The organism is Anaerolineae bacterium, assembly GCA_016931895.1.
GTDB lineage: Bacteria > Chloroflexota > Anaerolineae > 4572-78 > J111 > JAFGNV01.
This window is the reverse complement of the sequence record JAFGDY010000091.1, coordinates 13086-34389: the sequence shown is the minus strand read 5'-3', so window position 1 is coordinate 34389 and position 21304 is coordinate 13086. Positions and strand designations below refer to the sequence as shown.

The window sequence follows — 21304 nt, the reverse complement described above, 5'->3', positions numbered from 1 at the left end:
CCGCAAACCTATTCGTTATCGTTCACGGGAACGATAACAGTTTAGTACAGAAGGTTTTTAGAGTCAAATGGCCTAGAGGTTGAGGGCTTATCCCTCCGCAGAAATTCAAAGTCGAATGTCTGTATTTATTCCCCCTCAAGATTTTTCAACACAAAACACCAATTCATGCTCAAACATGATCTCGGTCACCGGCCACGGCCTGTCTTTGATGAGAGCAAAGAATAGCTCTCGATACTGTTCGGTCAGGCTGCGGCGGCCGCTCAAACTGCGGGTAGGAAAGGAGATCACCAGGTGGCGGACGCGCAAGGCATCTAGCAGGGGGAGCGTACAACCCGGCTGGCGCCGTTCAAAACGATGAACTTCTTTTAGAATCAAGGCCACGTCGCCTGTTTCTTGGGGAAAATCAAGCAGAATATCTTGATGTCTGGCCAGGGGCGGCAGGCCCTGGCCGCGGAAAAAGTGATTCAAAAAATCTATGCGGGTTTGATGAATATCGTAGGCGTAGTAAAGGACGGCGGGAGGCAAATCCATCCAGGGGAGGGCCAGGGGATTCAGACCGCAGGCCAGGTCCAGCAGGCGGGCGGGCCGGCCGGTTATTTGAAAAATACGTTCGTAAAAATCGGCCAGAACGGGCAGCCGTTCTCGGGTGGTGGCATGGGTCTGCATCAGGCGGGCGCAGGTGGCTTTGAGAGTTTCCGGGTGGGCCGTTTGAAAGGCGGCGTTTAATTCGGCCGTAGCTGTGGCGTAGTTGGGATCGCCCAGGTAAGGAGCGACGACTTCGTGCAGTTTTTTTCGGGCCGCTTTAAGGACATCCGCCTTTTTAGAATGGCGGGCCAGTTCAGTGGTTAACAAGTCCCGAATGGTTTCTTCGCAGACGCCGAGGTGGCGGTATTTTTTGGATTGTTTGATCTCGGCCACAAGCGCTTCGAGGTCAACCTTGGATTGGGCTGAAGTCATTTTTTGTTTACCAGAAATACCAGTTCATGGGCAAAGGCAAACCGTTTCATCGGCCAATCTCTGTTAGCCATCATCTCCTCAAATCTGGCCTCGTAGCTAACGGCCATCCCTTTTCGGCTGCCCCCTAAACTATGCGCCGGAAATGAGACCAGTAGATAGTCAGCCTGGAGGGTGTCTAGCAAACGAGTACCCGCCGCTTTGTTCACTTGTTCTAGACAGGGAATGGCCTTGAGCACCAGGGCTAAATCTACGGAGTGGGTGGGACAGGCATGGATCACGTCGCGGGCTTCGGCCCGGCCGTTGACGCCCGCGAGGTCCATAAATTGGGTCAAAAACTCTATCATGTCCCGGTAAATGTCGTAAGCAAAATATTCCACCTGGCCAGGCAGCGACATCCAGGGGATGGACAGCGGATTAAGGCCGCAGGCAAGGTCAATGACCGAGTGGATAGGGGGCAGGCCGGCCAGGACGGTGGGGTAGAATTTTTCCAGGCCGGGCAGCCGTTCCCGGGTGGAAGTGTGGTGGCTTTGGATGCGGAGACAGGCCCGGAGAAAGTCTGCTTTGCCGGCGGCGCGAGCTTCACGCAGTTCGGCCAGCCAGGCGGCGTAATCTGTTTTGCCTGGCCAGTAGGCCCCGCCCACCTGGTGCAGTTTGTTTTTGGTGACTTTAACGGCTTCTTTTAAATTGCGCCGTTTGGTCAGTTCCTGCACGCCAATGTTACGGACAAAATCCCGGCAGATATGTTTGTATTTGGGGCTGGCCAGAATGGTTTCCACCAGCCGGTCTAATTGATCGGCGTTCATAATTTTTAGAGAATCTTAAAAATCGCGCAACCGTTCGGTCAGTTGGGTCATAAAGCGGAGATTGTGGATGGTGGCCAGCCGGAAGAAGAGATTGTCGTTAATTTTGAATAAATGATGCAGATAACCCAACGAGTAATTGGCGCAGCACAAACAATCGCAATAGGGCGATACGGGCGCATCGGTTTTGATGTGTTTGTTGTCGGGAGCGTAAACGTAGGTGAACCATTCCCCGGCCAGGCCGGTTTCAGTCGTAAAAGCGTACAACCGGCCGCGCCGGGCATCGCGGGTAGGCATAGCGCTGTCGAATAGATCGTAGCCCAGCCGGGCGCAGGCGACCACGTTGGCCGGGTGTCCGACGCCCAGGGCGTGCAGGGGATACTCCGGCGGTACCAGTTCCCGGATGTAAGCCAGGGTTTCGGTGAGTAAATGGCCGGCCGCATCCAGGGGCCAGCCGCCGTAACCATACCCGTCAAAGCCAATGGCCAGTAACTCCTCCGCGCACGCCCGCCGCAGGTCGCGGAAATCTCCGCCCTGGATCACGGCGTATAGTTTGGGTTGTTGTTCTACAGCAAGGTTTTTTTGTTCAATGAGCCGCCGGAAGGTGTTTTGGCCGCGTTTGGCCCAGGAAATGGTCCGGCGCACGGAAATCTCCTGGGTTTCGCGGGGGTCGTGGGGATGGGTGCAGTCGTCCAGGCAGATCACAATATCGGCGCCGTAGTTCATTTGCAACTGGATGGTTTTTTCCGGGGTGAGTTGGTATTTCCGCGCGGCGCCTTCCGGCCAGAAGGTGAGGCCCTGCTCGCTCAAACGTCCGTTTTTGGGGTTTTGTCGGATCAGGGAGTAAGCCTGAAAGCCGCCGGAGTCGGTGACAATGGGCCGCGGCCAACCCGCCATTTGATGCAGCCCGCCCAGGGCCTGCACGGTGGACGAGCCAGGCCGCTGCATCAGGTGAAAGGTGTTCATCACCAGGGCCTGCACGCCGCAGCGTTCCAGGTCGGCGCTGTCCACGGCACGCACCACGCCGCGGGTGGCGTCGGGCAGGAAAGCCGGGAGGGATAGCCGGCCGTAGGGGAGGTTTAAAATGTTTCTGGCCGGAGGCATGGTTTATACTCTACTTTCGGTGCCCGCAATCACAATGGTATACTCGCCGCGGGGTTCAACGTTTTCCGTTTCGCTGACCAACTCGGCCAGGGCGCCGCGTTGGACCGATTCGTACAGTTTGGTCAGGTCGTTGGCGATGGCGGCTTTGCGATTGCCAAAGATCTCCAGAGCGTCGGCCAGGCAGGCTTTGAGGCGGTAGGGACTCTCGTAATAAATCAGGGTGTGGGGCGACTCCTGGTCTACCTGGAAAAAACGCCGCCGCGGGCCGGCCTTGCGCGGGGGAAAACCGCGAAAGGTAAAGCTGTGCACTGGCAGGCCCGACAACACCAGGGCCATCACCAGGGCGCTGGGACCCGGAATCATGGTCACTTCCAGGCCCGCGTCAATGGCCCGGCGGACCAGGGTGAAGCCGGGGTCGGAGATGCCGGGCGTGCCGGCGTTGGTGACCAGGGCCACGGATTGACCTTGTTCTAGCAACGCCATAATTTTCTCGCCGGCCCGCGTCTCGTTGTGTTCGTGAAAGGAGAGTTGGGGTTTGCCGATCTGGTAATGTTTGAGCAGCCGACCGGTTTTGCGGGTGTCTTCGCTGGCAATCAGGTCAACCTGGCCCAGCGTTTCTAACGCGCGCAGGGTGATGTCGCTTAAATTTCCAATGGGGGTGGCTACCAGATAGAGCATGGCCTCTCTTGGCGCGTTGGCTGTTGGCTAGAGCCAGGACATTGTTGTGTTTCTGCCCGGCAAAAAATAAAAACTTTTTTCTAAATACCTGTCGGAAGGGAAAAGAATACATTCAAGTTTGGGACGTATCCAACCAGACAACTTCCTGGCGCAGGGTTTGGGCAAAACGTCCCCCCCTGGCTTGTAGTTGCTCCCACTCGGCCTGAGTATAAACCAGAAGTTCCGCCGGAACCGGCAGGGAGGTTAGGTTCCAGGTTAACGCTCGCCGTTCAAACGGCTCATCTGTTTCGCTGACTACGGCAATCAAATCCAGATCGCTGCCTACGCCCCAATCACCGCGGGCATAAGAGCCAAAATATCCCAGCCGTATCAATTCAGCGTGCCGGGGTGCTTCTCGGTTAGCCCATTGTTGCACTGCCCGGCCAATCTGGGCTTGATCAGGCCATTTGAGTACGGACGAATTCAAGGATTTCACCGGCATATTGAATTGCCTCGCGACTTTGTAAATCTCCATAGTGGGCAAAGGGTGGGCCTTCCGGGTGTCCATTGGCGTATCGGGTGGGAATGTAGAAACCATCTAACACTTGCGCTTTTTCAATCAAATTGGTTGTCACCGGAACAGGTAGTTCTTGCAGCAAGCGGGCCACCATGTGACCCCAGGCCTCTTGTCCCAATGCCAAATGAAGCGCCTTCACTGCTTTTTCAGCAGCTTGCTGAGCGGCAAAACAGGCCCATTCGTGGCGCTTTTCTGCGCGCGACGAATTGGCCTGTTCAAGGTCCCGTTCTGCCTGGACAAACCAATCCCCAGACCGATTGGCCATCATGGCTCTCCTCTCTGCATATCGGTATAAGGTATTGTAACCGCATCTTGGTATATCCACAATTGCGGTTCAATCATTCATTATCCCCCTCCGGCGCTATTGGCGCCACCCGCAAAGTAGATTCGTTACGGTAGGTGACCAGGCCCGGGGCAGCGCCTTTGATGGCCCGGACGTGTTTTTTGAGGGTTACGTCCACTTCTACGCCGGTATCGTGGCGGGCGCGGGAGTAATAAGCGGCCACACCGGCGGCCCAAAAAACGTCTGCTTCGGCAGGCAAACCCTGGGCGGTAGGGATGACAACGTGCGCGCCAGGGACGTTACGCGCGTGTAGCCACAGGTCGTCCGGGGCGGCGCGGTTAAAGGTGAGGTGCGCGTTTTGCAGGGCGTTTTTGCCCACCCACACGGTGGCCCCCTTGGGCGCGGCCAGGCGCAGGTAACGGCCGGTCGCCTGTTTTTGGCGTTGTTTGCGCTCTTTTTTGGAGCGATAGTAGCCTACTTCGGCCAGGGCCTCGGCAATCACGTCAATTTCCGGGCGGTCTTCGGCCATGGCTAAATCCTGCTCTAACTGTTCCAGGTAACTTTCTTCCAATTCAACATTTTTAAGTTGGGCCGGAATTTCTTCGGCGGCGCGTTGGGCTTTGCGGTAGCGGTTGAAGTATTGTTGGGCGTTGTCGCCGGGGGAGAGGGCCGGGTTGAGGGCGATCACGGCGGGCGACTCGCCGGGCAGCCAATCAACCACCAATTCTTTTTGCCCCGGTTGAATTTGATGGGCGCAAGCCAGGATCATTTCGCCCTGTTCCTTAAAGGCCAGGGGATTGGCCAGGGCGGCGGCATCTTCTTGCAGCCGTTCGCGGCGGCGGGCGAGTTTTTGGCGGGCGTCGCCAATGGCTTGCGCTAAGGGCGTTTTGGCGGCGGCGTACCCGGCAGCGGCTTCGGCAAAGTAGGTTTCTACGGCGGCAGAGAAGGTGGTAGTGGGTTGGGTGTGGGCCAGGTGGTGGAGGGGATAAGGGGCAAAGGCCGTCGGCAGGCCATCTTTGTCAAAAGCCAGGGTGGGCTGCCACTGGTTTTGCCGGAGGTGGTCAAACAGTTCGTCAAAGGCCTTGAGCAGCGGCGTTAACTCGGCAAGCTGGGCCACTTTGGTATTGGCGTGGCCGGTAGCCCGGTAGACAATCTCCCAGGCCAGGAGAGGGCTGACGCCGGCCAGCACGCCGGTGAGCAAACGAGACAGGTGAAGCTGGGGCGAGGCTTCGCCCAGTTCCCGGCGCAGGGTCAATTCGCTCAGTTCGGTGGGTAGCAGTTTATTCTGGGCTGGTGGGGGTTGGTAGGGCCGGTTGGGGGTGAGCAGGCGCTGACCGGTGGGGGCGGCGGGGTGGGAGAGACGGGCTACTCCCAAGATGGTTTGCCCGGCATCCAGCAAAATCAGGTTGCTGCGCGTGCCCAATAATTCGGCCACCAGGCCGGTGGGGCCAAAGGGTGTGTCGAAGCGAAAATGCAGAATACGCTCGTAGGGCGGCTGTTCAATGGCCTTGAGCCTGGCCCCGCGCATGTATTTGCGCAGAACAAGCATTAAGGGCGTATCGTAGCCGGTGCCGCGGCGTGTTTTGGCCGCTGTCAAATGTAAGCGCGGGGCCTGGGGTTCAGCCGAAAGAATCAGGTAGTGGCGAGTGGGATGGACGAATATCTCCAGGCCAAAGGTGAGCGAGTTGATTTGGGTGACCCGCTGCACCCGACCGCCCAAAATAATCTGGCGTAATTCGGCGGCCATAGCGGCTATAGAAAAGGTATCAAAGTTCATGGGTAACGTAAGGCCAACGTTAAAACGAATTTAATTTATGCGCCAAATCCGCCGCCGTGTCGGTGCCGCGCACGCGGAGACGGGGCAGCTCAAAGCGGTTGGCAAAAGCGTGCTCAATGCCCCATTCGGTGGTGACGGCGTTCCAGAAGTGGGCGGAGTCGAGCACCCGGATGGTCAGGTCATCGTAGCTTCCGGCGGGGTAGGAGAAAAAACGGACCGGCTCGCCGGTGTGGGCCTCAATGGCTTCTTTGGAAGCCAGGATTTCGTAGACGAGAAAGTCAACGTCTTGCCCGCGCATGTCGTAATGGCGATAGCTGTGGGAGCCAAATTCCATGCCGGCCCGGTGCATCTCTGCGACCATATCCCAGGTGAGGTAGTGGGGATCGGCAAAGTCAAGGGGGTAGGTAAAGATGAAAAAGACGCCGGTGTAACCGTATTTGCGTAGCAGGGGGAAGGCATTTTCGTAATTGTCGCGGTAGCCGTCGTCAAAGGTGATGATGATGGGTTGGGGCGGCAGGGGCGTTTGCCGGCTGAGGGCATAGGCGAGTTGTTGCATAGTGATGGTTTCGTAGCCGGCCTGGCGCAGATAGGCCAGGTGGCTTTCAAATTGTTCCGGTGTTACCGAAAGGTCCAGACGATAGACGTCGGCGTCGGCCGGGGGCGCGGAAAGGTAGTGGTACATAAGAATAGGCACTTGCAGCGTAAAACCCTGGCCCAGGGGCGTTGGTTCCGGGGTGGGGGTCAAGGTGTTGGTGGGCGTGGCCGAAGGCGTGGGTGTTTTGCTGGGCGTGAGCGTGCCGGTGGGGGTGTGAAGGGGGGTGGGGGTGCGGGTAGGGCTGGGGGTAAAGGTGGCGGAGCCCAAAGGGGCCGGCGTTTTGGCAGGCGTGGACGTTGGCCGGCCCGGCAAGGACAAGGAGAAGGGCGGTAGAGAAGGCGGGGCGTCGTTTTGTTGCCCTGCCGGCCCGATGATTTGCAGGCCCAGGCCAATACTTTTGAATACCATAAAGCCGGCGCCAAGTTGCAGGCCTACGATCAGGATAAAAATGGGAACAATAAACCAATAACGGGCCAGTATCCGCCTGGCCAGTCCCCGCGTGATTGACATAATTTAAAACACCTGACGGTAATAAAATCAAACTTAAAGTATACGTGGAGGGCGGGGGGATGTCAAAATAGAAGGGATGAGTGTCAATAAAGTTTATTCTCCGGTTTACAATTGGTTTCAGAATAAGTTTTACTCCCCAACACCTCATACAACTGGCCGCTGGCGTCGTCGCCCGCCGGCAGGGGAACGTCCAAACAGGCAATGGGCCGCAGCCGGGCGGCGGCAGCCAACCGGGCAATGGTGGGCTGCACCGAAGGGCCGTCGTTGAGCAGGAAAACAGGCGTGCCGTGATGGGCCATGCGGGCCAGAAAACAAGATAATTCGGCTTCAGTCCAGCCGCCGGGATAAAATATCCAGCGCTGGCTATGCAGGGTGATGGCCCCACCATTATAGTGGACGCCAATAGCGGCGGGGTCAGGGGTGAATAGGTTTATTTTGGCCAGCGCCGCTCGTTCAGAGATGGTGACGTAACCAAATGAGGCACGGTGGGGTTGCCAGGCGCGCGTTACCAGGGGCGTAATGCGCACCAGGGGCAACAGCAGGGTCAGGCAGATGGCGCCCATAATCAGAAGATTGGCCAGGCGGGGGGGCATTTTTGCCGGACGCAGGGGCGCGTTGACCAGTAAGCGCCACGTCCAGGTCCAGCCCAGGCCGGTCCAGACCGCCAATAAAGGGAATAAAGGAAGCAGATCGCGCAAGCGCAGCGACTGGTAGGGCAATTGCAAAAGCAGCACGGCCAGCGCGCCGGCGGCCAGGATGAGCCAGCCGCGCCGGTCTTGTCGCCAGTGCCAGATAAGGCCGACCAATAGAAAGGGAGCCAGCAGGCCAAGTTCAGGCCCTCGGAACATCTCTTGAAAAATACCGGTGAAAGTAGGCCCGATATTGGCCGGGGCAAAGTGGGCCAGTTCACGGGCCTGCGGGTTAGCCAGGGGGCTGCCAAATACGCGCCAGCGGTAGACGATGTCGGGCAGAGCGGTGAGCAGCGCCCCCGCCCCGCTCAGGGCCAATAATGCGGCTTGTTGCCGGCGCGTAACTCCTCTTAACCAGGCCAGGCCAAGGATCAGGCTGGCGCCCAACATCAATTGGGTATACCGCACATCAAAGGCCAGGCCCAGGGCCAGGCCGGCAATGAAAGCCGGCATGAGATAAGACCCAAAGGGCGGCAAAAGCTCTTTTGATTTGTGATGCACTTTGAGCAAGGCCAGCCACATAAGCGTGGTGAACAGGGCGGCGGCCACGTCGGCCATTGGCACCAGGGCGCGGTCAACCACTTCGTAAGAGGTGGCCCAAACTAACAGGGCCGCGCCTCCGGCCATAAAGGCCCAAGCGGGGGGCAGGCCATCCTTAAAGCGGAACCGGTCCATTGCGGTGACCAGGGTGAGCCAGCCTACGCTTAAGGCCGTGAGCAGAGCCAGCAGCGGCGTTGTGATATACAGGCCGGATTCGCCGAATAAACGGTATCCGCCGGCCAACAGGATAGACATACCTAACGGCCACACGCTGGCGGCCTGGCCGGCGGCGTTGAGCGGCAGGTGATACCCCAGGGCAATCACCGGGGCCCAGGCCAGGGGTAAATCGGCAATACGGGGGAACAGATCAAACTGATGCAAAACGGTGCCGCGCTCAACTAGGTCAACCGCCACCTGGGCGTAACCGTAGGGATCGGTGCCGGTGACGCCGTGGGTGCGATGGCTGAACAGTTCAAAGGCCAGCCAGCCCAACGAAGCTGCAATAAGGAGGCCGGCTAAGGGGTAAACCATTATACGGGTGAGGTTTCGCTTTAAGTAGAACAGTTCCAGCAGCAGGGTATACAGCACCGCGGCCACGGTCATACTGCTCAGATAGAAGGGCAGCCAATAGAGCGTGGCCAGGCCGGGGTAGGTGGGCACAGGTAGGGTGGATTGGGGCAGGTTGAACAACAAACACAAGCCGGCGCTGAAGTAGGCCAGGCCCAGCGGCAGTAAGGGCGTTACGTAGATTCGCCGCCGGTGAGGGGAAGTCAGCCCGGCCAGTAATAGCTGAAGGGCCAGGAGGGCGTTCCACAAAACCACACTCCACCAGAAAGGCCGGCCCACAGCGCGCACCCACCCGGCCAGGCCCGCCAGGTGGAAGGCCCACAGCCCTAGCTGCCAGCGTAACGGCAGGGGCGGGCCAACCTCCCGGAAGGTCAGCAGCGCCCAGGCATGGTCCAGGGGGGCGGTGGGACGAGAGGCCCAAACTCTGAGGGCCGGCCCACTCAAGGTCAGGCCCAGCAGCAGCGGCGGCCAGATGCGGGCCGACCAGCCCGGCACCAGGGCCAGCCGCGCCCCCACCAGGGCCAGCCCCGCCAGGCCAATCGCCAGTTCAAAATGAGGCAGGTGAAAAGCCGCGCCTCCACTTTTATGAACCGGCGGGCGAAGTAGTTGCCAACCTGACCAGGCCACCCACCCCAGAAAAAAAAACACGTAAAAGGCATAAATCAGCCAGGCTTTGGCGGTCAAGGGGCCGGGGTCGGGCTGGAACCAGTAAACCGCGTTCAGCATGGCCGGGCCACTTAGGCTTCTTCGTCAAAATCGGCCAGGTCGCCGGAGGGGGATAGGGCTTGAATGGTCAATTCGGCCTGGTCCAATTGCCGGCCGCAGTGTTTAGCCAGGGCCATCCCCCGCTGGTACAGGGCCAGGGCTTCGGCCAGGGGTAAGTTGCCGGCTTCCAATTTTTGCGTTGTTTCTTCCAATTCACGATAGGCTTGCTCAAAGCTCAATGCTTCGATATTGGTTTGACTCTGTTGGCTCATGGTCTTTCCTATTCTCTCTCCCAGGCCAGCGTCCAATTGATGGCCCGCCTGATCCCTTCCGCAAAAGGGACTTTGGGCTTAAAGCCCAGCAATTCTTCCGCTTTGCTGAGGTCGGCAATGTAAAAATTGATCTCGCCGGGCTGGGTGGGTTTGTCAATGATTTGGGGCGTAAGGCCCAGATTGGCGGCAATCGTTTCGGCCAGTTGCAGCAGGGTGGCCGGGCTGCCGGAGCTGAGGTTAAAGGTTTCGTTGATCACGTCTCCAGTTTGCATTTTTTCAATGCCCAACATCAGGCCGTCAATGCAATCGTCAATGTAGGTAAAATCAAGCAGTTTGGCCCGGTTGTAAATGGTGATGGGTTGGCCCCGGCGCATCCGGCTGATGAAGATGTGCAGTACGCGCGTCATACGCTCCAGGTCGCTATCGTAGCGGCCGTACACGTTGCTCAAACGGAAGATGAGGTATTTGAGATTGTAACAATTGGCGTAGGCATAAATCAACATCTCGTCGGCCATTTTGTAGGCGGCGTAGGGGCTGAGGATATGAAACACGTCGGCGGTGATTTCTTTTACCGCGGGGGGTTCGGGCCGGCCATACACTTCTCTGGAACTACTGAAAATAATGGGCGTTTGCTGGCAGCGGCAGAAATCCAGAACATTAAAGGTGATGGTGGCGTTTTCGTGAGCGCGGCTCGGCTCCTGGACCAATTCATGCACTTTGGCATTGGCGGCCAGATGCACCACCAGGTCGGGCCGGGTAAAGCCCGGCTGAGCCATTGCCATTTCCGCCGGAGTCGGCATCCCCTGTTGGGCCAGGTTACGCCGGAGGGTGGGGATTTTGGCCGTCCAGGTGTTTTCCCGCCAGTCAATGCCCAAAACGGAAATGCCTTTTTGAATCAAGGCCAGGCATAAATTGGTGCCAATCTGGCCGCTACTGCCGGTGACAAGAATTTTCAAGGGTGTTTTCTCCAGAGGTTTGTAAATGGCAAATTATTTTACAGTTGCGCCAAACTCACCGTTGCTCACCTGAATAAGCAGGTCATCTCCCGGGCACACCTGGCCGGTTTGGGTGATGACGCTTTGATTTTTCTGCACAATGGCGTAGCCTCGGGCCAGGGTGGCGGGCGGGTTGAGAGCCTGGAGTTGAGCAGCCAGGGTTTTGACCCGTTCTTGTTGCAGGGCCAAGTGATGCCGCAGGGTTTGGGTGGCGCGATTGACGACGACGTCAATACGCTGGCGGTAATTATTGACCTGGACCTGGGGCGAGCGTTGGGCCAACGCCCACTGTTGCTGCTGCAAATGGGTTTGGGCAGTGGCTGCCACTTGTTGGGCGGCGTCGGTTAAGGCGAGTTGGTGATTATAGAGCAATCGTTCCAGTTCCAAACGGTCAGGGGTGGCTAACTCGGCTGCGGCGGAAGGAGTGGGGGCGCGGACGTCGGCCACAAAATCGGCAATGGTAAAGTCAACTTCATGCCCTATCCCGGTAATAATGGGCACGGGACAGGCGGCAATGGCCCGGGCCAAAGCTTCGTTATTAAAGGCCCACAAATCTTCCAGGCTGCCGCCGCCCCGGGCCAGAATGATTACGTCAACCCCTGGTTGATTAACCCCGTATCGAGCCACTGCTTCCAAGGCGGCAATGATTTGAGGCGGCGCCGTTTCGCCCTGAACGGGGGTGGGAGAAAGAATGACCTGCACTAGGGGATAACGGCGGCGGAGAACGTTGAGAATATCGCGCAGGGCGGCTCCCTGGGGTGAGGTGACCAGCCCCAGCCGTTGGGGGAATAGGGGCAGGGGTTTCTTTAGTTCCGGGTCAAACAGCCCTTCGGCGGCAAGCCTGACTTTGAGGCATTCAAATTGGGCGTAGAGCGCGCCCTGCCCGGCCGGCTCAAGATCGTCTACGTAAAATTGGTAATTGCCGCCCGCCTCGTACACGGAGATTTTGCCGTGGGCCAGCACGGCCTCGCCGTCGCCTTGGGGCAAATAAATCAGGCGACTGGCCTGCGAGCGCCAAATCACGCAGCGGATGCTGGCCTGGTCATCCTTGAGGGTAAAGTAGATGTGCCCCGAGGCAGCCGGTTTCCAGTTAGAGATTTCGCCTTCAAGCCACAGGTCTTGCAGGGTAAAGTCGGCCTCCAGTTTTTGGCGGAGGTAGGCATTAATGGCGCTGACGCTGAAAACATGCGGCGAGTCGTCAAAAAGCGTTGGCTGGTACATGGGGATGATGGAATCCCTCTAATCACATTCTATATCGTCTGGGTCAACAATTTCAAACAGGCCCTTTGTCGCCGGGTGTGTTTCTAAGCCCTGGCGTAGTGTTTCGGCTTCATCACGAGGCATTGAGGTGGACACCAGTAAAACTTTGCCCTCTTCTGGCCCTTCAACTCTGCGGAAAGTAACCCTGGTATATTGGCCATGCATGGGGATGGTGAAGGTTTGGTCCAGGAATTGAACAACGTAGTCGCCGGTTAAAGGGGCATAAATTTCAAAGCCGCCCACGCCATACTCCGGTTTGCTGCCGCTGGTTACCGTTGTCTGAAAGCCTTTGGGGTCGGTCATCACAAGGGGTTCGTTAGCCAGGCCAATATCCCCCACCAGCAGCGGCAAGCCGGGGCCGCGTTCGATCTCAACATCCCAACCATCTGAAGGCGGGGCGGGCAGTTGCAGGGTGAGAGTTACTTTATTTTGGCCGGTGATGGTCATGGCCTGGCTGAGGTCGCTCTCTTCAACGGTAACGGTGTAATTTCCGGCGGGCAGGTTCTCAAAAAGAAAGTAGCCTTGCTCATCGGTAGCGTCGGTCAGTTCAACCGTATTGCTGGCCAGGTAAATCAAACGGTTGGCAACGGGTTGGTTGAGGTGATCCGTTAAAGTGCCTTCAATTACGCCAGCAGGTTGAGGCGGCCCGCCGCGCCGGAAAGTGAGTTGGGTGTATTGGCCGTTCATGGGAATTTCAAAGCGATAGGTTTCAACTTCCAGGATATACGTGCCAATTTCGGTGGCGTAGGTTTCAAAGCCGCCGGAACCATATTCCGGTTTGTCGCCGGCAATCACCCGGTTGGTAACCTCGGTTGGACTGGTAAATAGCATTGGCTCGCCGGGGGTCAGCCAATTGCCCACAATCAAGGGCAGGCCGGGGCCGCGGGTAATTTCCATAGTGACGGTGGCATTGGGATCGGGCAGCATCAGGTCAATGACGATATCCTGACCAGGGGTGGTGGTGATGTTTTCTTGTTTCACCTGGTAATCAGGTAACTCAAGCGTATACACCCCGGCGGGGATCTCCATCAGGCGATAAGAGCCGTCGGCCAGGCTCATTGTATCGGCGGCGTAGGTTTTACCGGTTAGAGTAACTTTCACCTCGGCGGCGGGCTGGCCGGTGTGATCCAGGATGGTTCCCAGGATGGTGCTGGTGCGCACGGAAGTGGGGGGGCCAAGCGTAACGCCGGTGTAATAATGTTTGATAATGTCTGGGTAAGAGAGGCCCTGTTCGGCCAGGGCCCGGGCGCCGTATTGACACAGACCCACGCCATGCCCGTGTTTTTCGTCTTTATCGGGGCACGGCACGCCGCGCAGGTAAGGTATAGGCGTAGCTCCAGCAAAAACATCTTCATTGTTTTGGGTATGTCCGCCGCAATTAGCCGAGAAAATGGTATTTGCCGTAGCCCCATCATAACGGGCAATAATATTTTTGGTTTGGGCAATGGCTTCATCTGAGTTGGGATGAATCTTGGCGGGGTCGTAGTTTTGGCAGTGGGTATGGTCGGTGCAGATGTCGGCGTTGGGATGGCGGGGATGTTCAATGGCATATTGGGCAAAACTGCGCGCCGCGACGGCCTGGGCTTTCACGGCTTCGGCCGGCCACAGGGCGGGCATTTCGCCTGGCACTACAGCCCGCAGATACTCTTCCAGGGGCATCACTTGTACGCTGCCGTCATCAAACAGAACGCGGATGGTGGTTTGTTCGGCTTCGTCAGGGGGGTATTCGGTAATAGGCACCCGGGGCATATTCTTCAGGCGTTCGAGGTGTTGACTCAGGTTGACGATGCCTTGCACCCAGGAGTTGGGTAAGTTGCCGGGGGTGTTGGTGGGGTCTAACCAGAGGAAGTAGGTGAGGCAAATTACCCGGCCATCTTTTAAGCAGTTTTCGGCATGATAAATCAGTTGGTCGGTAAAGTCCAGGTCCGACGTGGCAAAGTTGCCGGCCTCGTCAATAATCATTTTGGCGTTGAGGTGGTAACGGGTTTCAAATAATTTCAAGACCCGCCGCCAGCGAAAGGCGTACCAGGAGGAGCGTTCGGGATCGTAGAGCCACTCGTGGATAGAACCGCTGCCGTTGCCCCAATAAGCGTGAAACGTAAGGATGTTGTCAAAGTAGTCGCGCACGGTTTCGTAGAGATAGTCGTATCCGGCCCAACCGAGCAGCGGGTTGCCGTTGTCATCCGGGCTGCCATCTTCATTGTGCCCAAAAGCAAAGGGAGGGGTAATTAGTTTCATTTGGGGGGTAATATCTTTGATGATATCCGCCGTCAGTTGCACCCAGTGGGCATATTTTTGGTAAAAGGCAGGCGTAGTGTAGAGGTGCTGATTATTGGGGTCGGGGTCGCCGTTTTCATAGTGCAGGTTGACCTCGTTGGCAAAGTAAACGTAGGGGTCCAAAGGCCGGATTTCGTTCCATTTGCTGGCGACGGAGCGCCCCAACTGCTCGGCGTAATAGGCCGGGTTTTCATGCCAATTGAGCGGGTGCTGGAAACGGATAACAATGGGGACTTCGGGATGGGCGGCCTTGTATTCGTAAACCCGATTTGCCGCCAGGTAGTCGAAAAAGCAGGTCAGGGCCGCAGGATTCCAATTGAGCATTTGGGCGGGGTTACCGGGGTGTCCATTTGCAACCCACAGCCCAGGCCGACGCATCATTGCTATCTCCTTAATTTAGGGTATCTGGAATTTGCCGGTAGCGCGGACAATTTTGAAATTGAAATTGGTAACGTAGTCAAAGAGTTTTTTTTGCAGTTGTTGCCAATCTTGGCTGGCCAAAATGGACTGCATCGTCTCCATATCTTCGGTGACGCCGCCGGTGAGGATTTGGGGACCGTCGCCAAAAATGGTGTACCAGGCTTCAGTGGGCTGGATGCCCAATTTCATGATGCCGGGGATAAATTCACGCACGCTGAATTCAAAGTAGTCGCTTTCAGAACCAGGCTTGAGGTCCCAACTCATCAAAAGTTTAATCATAAAAAAATCCTTAGGAGCGGGGTAAATTTTACATCAGGAAAGATAGCAGAATAAAGCCGATTCCGCAAGTTGTTTTAAAAAACCAGGCTGCATTTCTATAGAAACGCAACCTGGGGACGTCAAGAGAGGGTCAAGGTTATTCCTGGGGCCACCGTGAACGCAGGCGATGAACCAAAAAGGCAAGGCCCGCCAAGCCCAATCCGCTCAAGGGCAAAATAAGGCCAAGCCCTGTATTGGGGAGAGAATTGGGAATTTCCGCCGTGTCGCCGGTAACAGGCAAAAAACCAGGCGGCACAAATTCCTCGCCCGTGGTGGGTAACCCATTGGGCGGCACAAACTCCTCGCTACTCTCACCCTCTGGGGGGGAAGCAAGCGGGGTAGGGGTAGATGTTGCCTCTAGGGAAACAGGCGTTGGTTCAATCTTGGGAGTAGTGGTGGCAACAGCGGTCAGCGGGGTGGCCGGGATGATGACTGTGGTTGCAGTTGGCAGCAGCGGCGCGCCGCCAGAGCCAATGCTAAAATCAAGGGAGGCCTGGTCGGCTGCGCTTTCCCGATAGAAGAGGGTGGCAGTGTTGGTCAATTGGGTGCGGATGGGCAAATCTGCCGCAGCAATTACGGTAATTTGAATGGTAGCCTTGGCTCCGGCCGCCATGCGCTCAAGATAAACGGCTACCAATTGTCCATCCGGGCCGTTAATGATTTGAGTGTCCCTGGCCTCAACAGAAGTAGAAACATCCAGGGCAATCAGGCCGGGGGGAATCAGGTCGGTTACCACCACGTTGGTAATGTCGTTGGGTAGGGTGTTTTCAAGTTTAAGCGTTATCTCGGTGCCGCCGCCGGGAGGAATAACTTGGTGCAGCGCCGACATCTGGATAGTAGCTGGCGGCGTAAGGGGAGGCTCGCTGGCCAGAGCGATATTGGCAATGGTCGGATATGCACAATTGAGATACACGCCGGCGTCTTGCAGGTGCGGCTCAAATTGTTCTGCCTGACCGGGAGTCAGGGCCACATGTAACACAGCTACGCCTTCCCCCAGGCCGCCAAAGCCATAGTTGCCGTCGGTGGCGCTGATGGTAGAGATTTGCCAACTGCCGGTCTCTAGCTCGGTGGTAACACCGCCTTCGCCACCGTACCCCCAATTGATAATCTGGCCGACCACGGAGGCGCATTTGGTTCTAGTGGTGCCATCGCCGGAACCAACTCCACCCCCAGCACCGCCAGTGCCGCCGGTACCACCACCTCCGCCACCGCCATCCCCCGGTACAACCGTGGGCCGGAGGAGTTTGGCCGGATCAGGCGCGGAATTTACCGGCGCAGCTACCAACAGTAAGATGATGACCACCAGCAAAACAATGAAGCTGACAAAACCAGAAAACTTTGTAGGCATGCGGCTCATTCTCCTGAAACTACGCCTATTCTATTATGACAAGTCTTTGTGGTTTTGTCAAATAACTTAACATAAAAGATATGTTCTATTTTGGGGGCAATAGATCGGGTCTGCCGTTCAACCGGCGGTCTTTTTATGCTGCTTTTTCTAATTCGGTTTCGTTTTGGCGGGCGCCAATGATGCGGCGGGCGTTTTTATAACACTCAATCAACTGTTGATCATTGCCCTTAAAAGTGATAATGGTGTGTCGAGCGCAACGGGCGCAACCGCGCTGGGCGCGGTAGCTATCTCGCTCACAAGAGAGGCAGCCGTTCAGACCAATCATCATAATGGCAAAGGCCAGCACATCGGTATGTGTCTCAGGCAAAGCGGAAAGCGTGTCCATCAATTCAGACCAGGTTTGATTTCTTAAATTGCGTAGTTGGGGGATTAAGTGGGGGGTAAACAGCAGATCATAGTTTCGATAGATACCAACAGGATTGCCCATCACGTACCAAGTCCTGATTTTTAATGAGGCGTTCGCTAATTTTGTTAGCTCTTTAATTATACCCTTTCCGCATTATTATGTCAATATATTTTTGCCGTGTGGGTGCGTCCCAAAATCTTGGCAGTAAGGACAGGACATTGTCCTGTCCCTACCCTATGATCTAAAAATTGGGACAAATCCTTGCCGGGTGGATGTTGGTTTTTTAAGGGTCTAACCAAATCAGGAGTAACTCGGTTCAACTTCCCCCGCCCAGGTTTAATCCTTGGCCCTAACGCGCCCAGTCAAGCTGGGCCATTAACCAATCGGGCCGATTACCATCCCAATCGGCCACCTTAACCGGCGCGCCGCCGGCGGCATTGACCACGTAAATGCCCCAACTGCCCGCCGCATCCGAAACATACGCAATTTGCGTTCCATCGGGCGACCAGGCCGGCAGGCCATTGTTGCCCGGCGACATTGTAATCTGGCGGGGGGCGCTGCCGGCGGGGCTAACGGTATAGATGTTCCAATTACCGTCCTTGGTAGACATATAGGCCAATTGCGCCCCATCAGGTGAAAAATCAGGGGCGCGGTCGCTTTCGTGGTTGGTCACGCGTGTCGGTTCGCCGCCGTTGGCGGGCACCACATACAGGCCGGGATTGTTGCCGTCAGGGTCGGCTCCCTGGTAGGCAATCAGCCTGTTATCGGGCGACCAATCCGGGGTGCGCCCGTCGCCCAAAATAAGGGGGGCGCTTTTGCCGTCGGCAAAACCCAGGTGAATCAGCCAGCGTTGGGTAGCCGGTTCCTGGGCCGCAAACAGAAATTGATTATTATCGCCACCCCAGCGAGGCAGAACGTGTTGCTTATAAAGGGTAATCCGCCGGTCTTCGCCGCTGGTTAAATCATAAACGTGAAACCCCTCGGCCTCAATCAGTTTGGAGTGGTACACCAATAATTTACCGTTAGGGCTAAGGGCGGGCATAGTGCCATTGACCACCAGCGTTTTCGGCGCGCCGCCGTTCACTGGCGTAGACAAAATTTCCCAGCGAGTTTCATTGGGATTAAAGACGGAAAAAAGAATTTGGCCTTGGCCGGATGAGACGACCGGCGTGGCTGATGTTGTGGCGGTGATGGCCGGTGTTGTCGCTGCTGAAGTAGTGTCGGCGCCAGGAGTGGCGGCGCTATCCGTTGCGGGCGAGGTGGCTTTTACCGCAGGCGAGGCGCCGGCTGATCTGGCGGCGGACGTATCCTGGCAGCGGCCGTGGATTTGATCAGACCTGGCCTTAAGTGCATCGTTGGGCTGCAATAAAACCGCTTCAATATACTGTGCCTCGGCCAGGCACCACTCTTCCTGCGCCGCCAATTCATCGCCCCATTGCACATGCAGTTTTAAGAGCCGCTGTTTGACATCCAGATAATTACCATCTTGCAGGTAAAGCCGGCGAAAGGCGTCAACGGCTTTTTCCAGGTTGCCCTGCGCGGCATAGGTTTGGCCGTCCCGGTAAAGGGTAGCTTTGGCCATTTGTTGGTTGGCGGCCTGGTCGTCAGGGCGCTCAACCAAGGCCCGCTCAAAAGAAAGCAGAGCCTCGTCAATCCGATCCGGCGAAATCAATTGCAGGCCCAATTGATAGTTGGCCTGGTAGAGCAATTCCGATACCCGCTCAACCTGGTGGTCGGGGTCAAGGTCGCGTACCTGGGAGAGTTTCTCTACGGCCTCAAACCACTTTTCTTGGATTATCAGCGCTTCGGCTTCATTCAAGAGGGCGGTGGCCGCTGCCAGCCGCGCCTCAGATGTTGGCGTGGGCAGGTTTTGCGAGATGCGTTGCGCTTCGTGTAGCGCCTCGCGGGCAATGTGCAGATTGGGGTTGAGACTGAGGGCCAACTCAAATTCGGCAATGGCCAATTCAATGACCTGGTTGGCCAGATGCTCCTGCCCCCGTTGATAATGTTCCTCGGCTTCGGTTTGGACAACTACTGTGCGTTCTTGCAATCCCTGGCGAATAGCGAGCAAACCAATGCCACCATAAAACACAATGATACATGCCACAATGCCAACACAGCCCAAAAAGATACGTGGCCAGGTGCGGCGGCGCGGCCCAGCCTCCAGGTCATCGAGTTCTTCGTCATCCTCGTCGTAAAATTCTTCGCCGTACTCGTCGTATTCATCCGGCCACGCCTCTTCGCCGGCTACGGCAAAAATATCGTCTTCGGCCAGGGGTTCGTCGAACGGATAGGGAGCCGGGTATTCATCGGTATCCTCATCTGTCACCGGCATGCCAGTTACAGGCGGAAAATATGCCTGGTCAGGTTCGTCACCCTGCCCCGGATAAAATTGGTCGGCAAATTCCTGGTCGGGCAGCAGGTCTTCTGCATAGGGTGGTTCCGGTAAAGGCTGCGGCTGGCCGCAGTAAGGACACACTTCGTCCGTGGCCGGGTAGATGGTGCCGCAGTTTTCACATTGAATGGTTAAGTCTTCGGTCATTTTCTAAAACAAAAACCGTAAAACGTTAATAAGGCTCAACGTTGATACTCTAATAAGGTTGAGTTGTCTTCATCGGCCAGGCGAATCTGTACCGGCTTCTCGGCCGTGGCAAAGTGCCCTTGCCAGGGCAGCGCCGGGTCAGCCGCAAACGTCTCGGTTAAAATAGGTGTCTTCCCGGTAGAGACGGTCACGGTCAGGGGGCGGGGTTGGCTGGTCAAAACCGAAAGCGTATAAACGCCATCCGTCCCTTCCAGATAAATGGCGGCATGGTGATTGGCCCAGGTTACTCCACCCAGGCCGACCAGGGGCCACCAGCTTTCTTGCCATTGCAGCACGCTACCGCTGGTTACAGAAATGTCATCCTCCGGCCAGAAGCCGGTGTTGGCCCCACCCCAAATCTCAAAGTATTGGGAGTCATTATTGGTATAGCTCCGGTCGGGAAAGGTTGGGCCAAAGGCGAATAATTTGTTGCCGGGCACAGCGCCGGGTTCAATGAGGCGCACGATCCCCAGGTTGGTTTCGGGATTGTGGGCGCCCATAAAGGGGACGGCCATATTGGGCATAAAAAAGCCCAGGTAACCGGCCCACTGGCTGTAATCGCGCAGATCGGTTTTGCCAACCCAAGGCCAGGGCGACTCCTGATGGGCGTCCGGCACAGCCCAATCTGTTTCGCCCCGGCTGTGCACCAGCACCTTGTTGGTAGCCGCAATAAACTGCGTGTGCGGCGACATGGTTTCGGGAGCCAGGGCCAGCGCCGCATTGACCCAAAATTGCACCGGCACAGCATGGGCGGTGGCGTTGGTTAGTTTTGGACTAACGGTGAATACCGCGCTCTTGGCCGGTAAGGCAACTTGCACTTCCACGCCAACCCGGTTGGGGGCCGTATCACTGAGGGTAATGGTAGCGCCGTTAGCATTTTGGCTGACCTCATACTGCCAGGGCACGCCCCAACGGTAGCCGTGCTCTTGGGTGGGGTAGGCCCATTCCATGCCCCCGATGGCCAGCCACCAGTTGGCCTCGTAGGGTTGCAGCACCCCGTAGCGGGAGGGTTTGACTACCTGGTTATGGTAAAAGATTTCCTGGCCCGTAGATTTGACCACGGCGCTATACAAGCGCCCGCCCAATTCCGGCAAAAATGTTAAACGTAGATAGGGGTTTTCCAGCACCACGCCGGTATAATCAACGGGGGTAGGCGGAGGGTTGTCGGCCTCAAAGGCCTGGCGCTGGAAGTAGTAGACCGGGATGTTATAAACCGGGTCAATCTGCTCAACCAGGTAATCGCGGAGGGGATAGGTGGGCAGGGTGATGGTAGTTTGGTAAACTTTTACCCCGGCCACAGCCGACTCTGGCGCTGCTATTGAAGTATTAGCAGTGAGGGGTGGTTTTTGGGTTGAAGGGGTTGGCGTTGTTGAGGGCGTAGGCGAAGAAGTGGGGGTCGGTGGCTGTGGCGTGTCGGTTGGCGCTTCAACCTGGCTCAGATCAGGGGTTGGAGAGGCAGTAGGGAGAGCAGTAAAGGTAGGCGGCAGCGCTGTGCCGGTAGGAAGCGGGCTTGGGCTGTAGGTTTGGGTAGGGATAGAGGTGGTCATGAGGCCAACCGCGGTGGGCGGTGGTTGGTTACATGCGGTCATTAAAACTGCCGCCAGGAGTAACAGCGCTACCTTAGCGGCAAGATCAGGTTCAAAGTATAGTAAATAACGTTTCATCA

Annotated in this window: 18 protein-coding genes; all 18 read right to left on the bottom strand. The window is 56.8% G+C overall.

Going from position 1 to position 21304, the window contains the following annotated elements; all coding sequences use genetic code 11:
- Positions 1–135: 135 nt before the first annotated feature.
- A complete protein-coding gene (locus JW953_07230; protein ID MBN1992482.1) occupies positions 136–957 on the bottom strand; it encodes a hypothetical protein in 822 nt (273 codons plus the stop codon).
- A complete protein-coding gene (locus JW953_07225) occupies positions 954–1760 on the bottom strand; it encodes a 16S rRNA methyltransferase (GenBank protein ID MBN1992481.1) in 807 nt (268 codons plus the stop codon). Before JW953_07225 ends, JW953_07230 begins: the two co-directional genes overlap by 4 nt.
- Before the next feature lie 15 nt (positions 1761–1775).
- Positions 1776–2861: a queuine tRNA-ribosyltransferase family protein gene (locus JW953_07220; GenBank protein MBN1992480.1), complete on the bottom strand. Its 1086-nt coding sequence runs from the start codon at positions 2859–2861 to the stop codon at positions 1776–1778.
- 3 nt (positions 2862–2864) lie between these two features.
- Positions 2865–3539: a 16S rRNA (cytidine(1402)-2'-O)-methyltransferase gene (gene rsmI, locus JW953_07215; GenBank protein MBN1992479.1), complete on the bottom strand. Its 675-nt coding sequence runs from the start codon at positions 3537–3539 to the stop codon at positions 2865–2867.
- Between the two features lie 112 nt (positions 3540–3651).
- Positions 3652–4020, bottom strand: coding sequence for a nucleotidyltransferase domain-containing protein (locus JW953_07210; GenBank protein MBN1992478.1), 369 nt, complete (start codon positions 4018–4020; stop codon positions 3652–3654).
- On the bottom strand, positions 3977–4360 hold the full coding sequence (locus JW953_07205; protein ID MBN1992477.1) for a HEPN domain-containing protein: 384 nt from the start codon (positions 4358–4360) through the stop codon (positions 3977–3979). Before JW953_07205 ends, JW953_07210 begins: the two co-directional genes overlap by 44 nt.
- Positions 4361–4433: 73 nt before the next feature.
- Positions 4434–6155, bottom strand: a complete 1722-nt coding sequence (locus JW953_07200) for an NFACT family protein (GenBank protein MBN1992476.1) — start codon at positions 6153–6155, stop codon at positions 4434–4436.
- A gap of 19 nt (positions 6156–6174) precedes the next feature.
- Positions 6175–7260, bottom strand: a complete 1086-nt coding sequence (locus tag JW953_07195; GenBank protein MBN1992475.1) for a polysaccharide deacetylase family protein — start codon at positions 7258–7260, stop codon at positions 6175–6177.
- Positions 7261–7343: 83 nt separating this feature from the next.
- A complete protein-coding gene (locus JW953_07190; protein ID MBN1992474.1) occupies positions 7344–9782 on the bottom strand; it encodes a hypothetical protein in 2439 nt (812 codons plus the stop codon).
- A gap of 11 nt (positions 9783–9793) precedes the next feature.
- The gene (xseB, locus tag JW953_07185; protein ID MBN1992473.1) at positions 9794–10033 is read right to left on the bottom strand and encodes an exodeoxyribonuclease VII small subunit; all 240 of its coding nucleotides are present in this window, start codon (positions 10031–10033) and stop codon (positions 9794–9796) included.
- An 8-nt stretch (positions 10034–10041) separates the two neighbouring features.
- Positions 10042–10989, bottom strand: coding sequence for an NAD-dependent epimerase/dehydratase family protein (locus JW953_07180; GenBank protein ID MBN1992472.1), 948 nt, complete (start codon positions 10987–10989; stop codon positions 10042–10044).
- Positions 10990–11022: 33 nt separating this feature from the next.
- Positions 11023–12249 (bottom strand): exodeoxyribonuclease VII large subunit, encoded by a 1227-nt coding sequence (xseA, locus tag JW953_07175; protein ID MBN1992471.1) that lies wholly within the window; start codon positions 12247–12249, stop codon positions 11023–11025.
- An 18-nt stretch (positions 12250–12267) separates the two neighbouring features.
- Entirely contained in the window at positions 12268–14946 is a 2679-nt protein-coding gene (locus tag JW953_07170; GenBank protein MBN1992470.1) for a SpoIID/LytB domain-containing protein, read from the bottom strand.
- A 15-nt stretch (positions 14947–14961) separates the two neighbouring features.
- Positions 14962–15264, bottom strand: a complete 303-nt coding sequence (locus tag JW953_07165) for a hypothetical protein (GenBank protein ID MBN1992469.1) — start codon at positions 15262–15264, stop codon at positions 14962–14964.
- A gap of 136 nt (positions 15265–15400) precedes the next feature.
- Complete coding sequence (locus tag JW953_07160; protein MBN1992468.1) at positions 15401–16651, bottom strand: DUF11 domain-containing protein; 1251 nt, start codon at positions 16649–16651, stop codon at positions 15401–15403.
- Positions 16652–16784: 133 nt separating this feature from the next.
- Entirely contained in the window at positions 16785–17138 is a 354-nt protein-coding gene (locus JW953_07155; protein MBN1992467.1) for a hypothetical protein, read from the bottom strand.
- 268 nt (positions 17139–17406) lie between these two features.
- Positions 17407–19599, bottom strand: a complete 2193-nt coding sequence (locus JW953_07150; GenBank protein MBN1992466.1) for a PD40 domain-containing protein — start codon at positions 19597–19599, stop codon at positions 17407–17409.
- Positions 19600–19634: 35 nt separating this feature from the next.
- Positions 19635–21302 carry a DUF5107 domain-containing protein gene (locus tag JW953_07145; GenBank protein ID MBN1992465.1) on the bottom strand — a complete coding sequence of 556 codons (1668 nt, stop codon included), beginning with the start codon at positions 21300–21302 and terminating at the stop codon, positions 19635–19637.
- Positions 21303–21304: the final 2 nt, after the last annotated feature.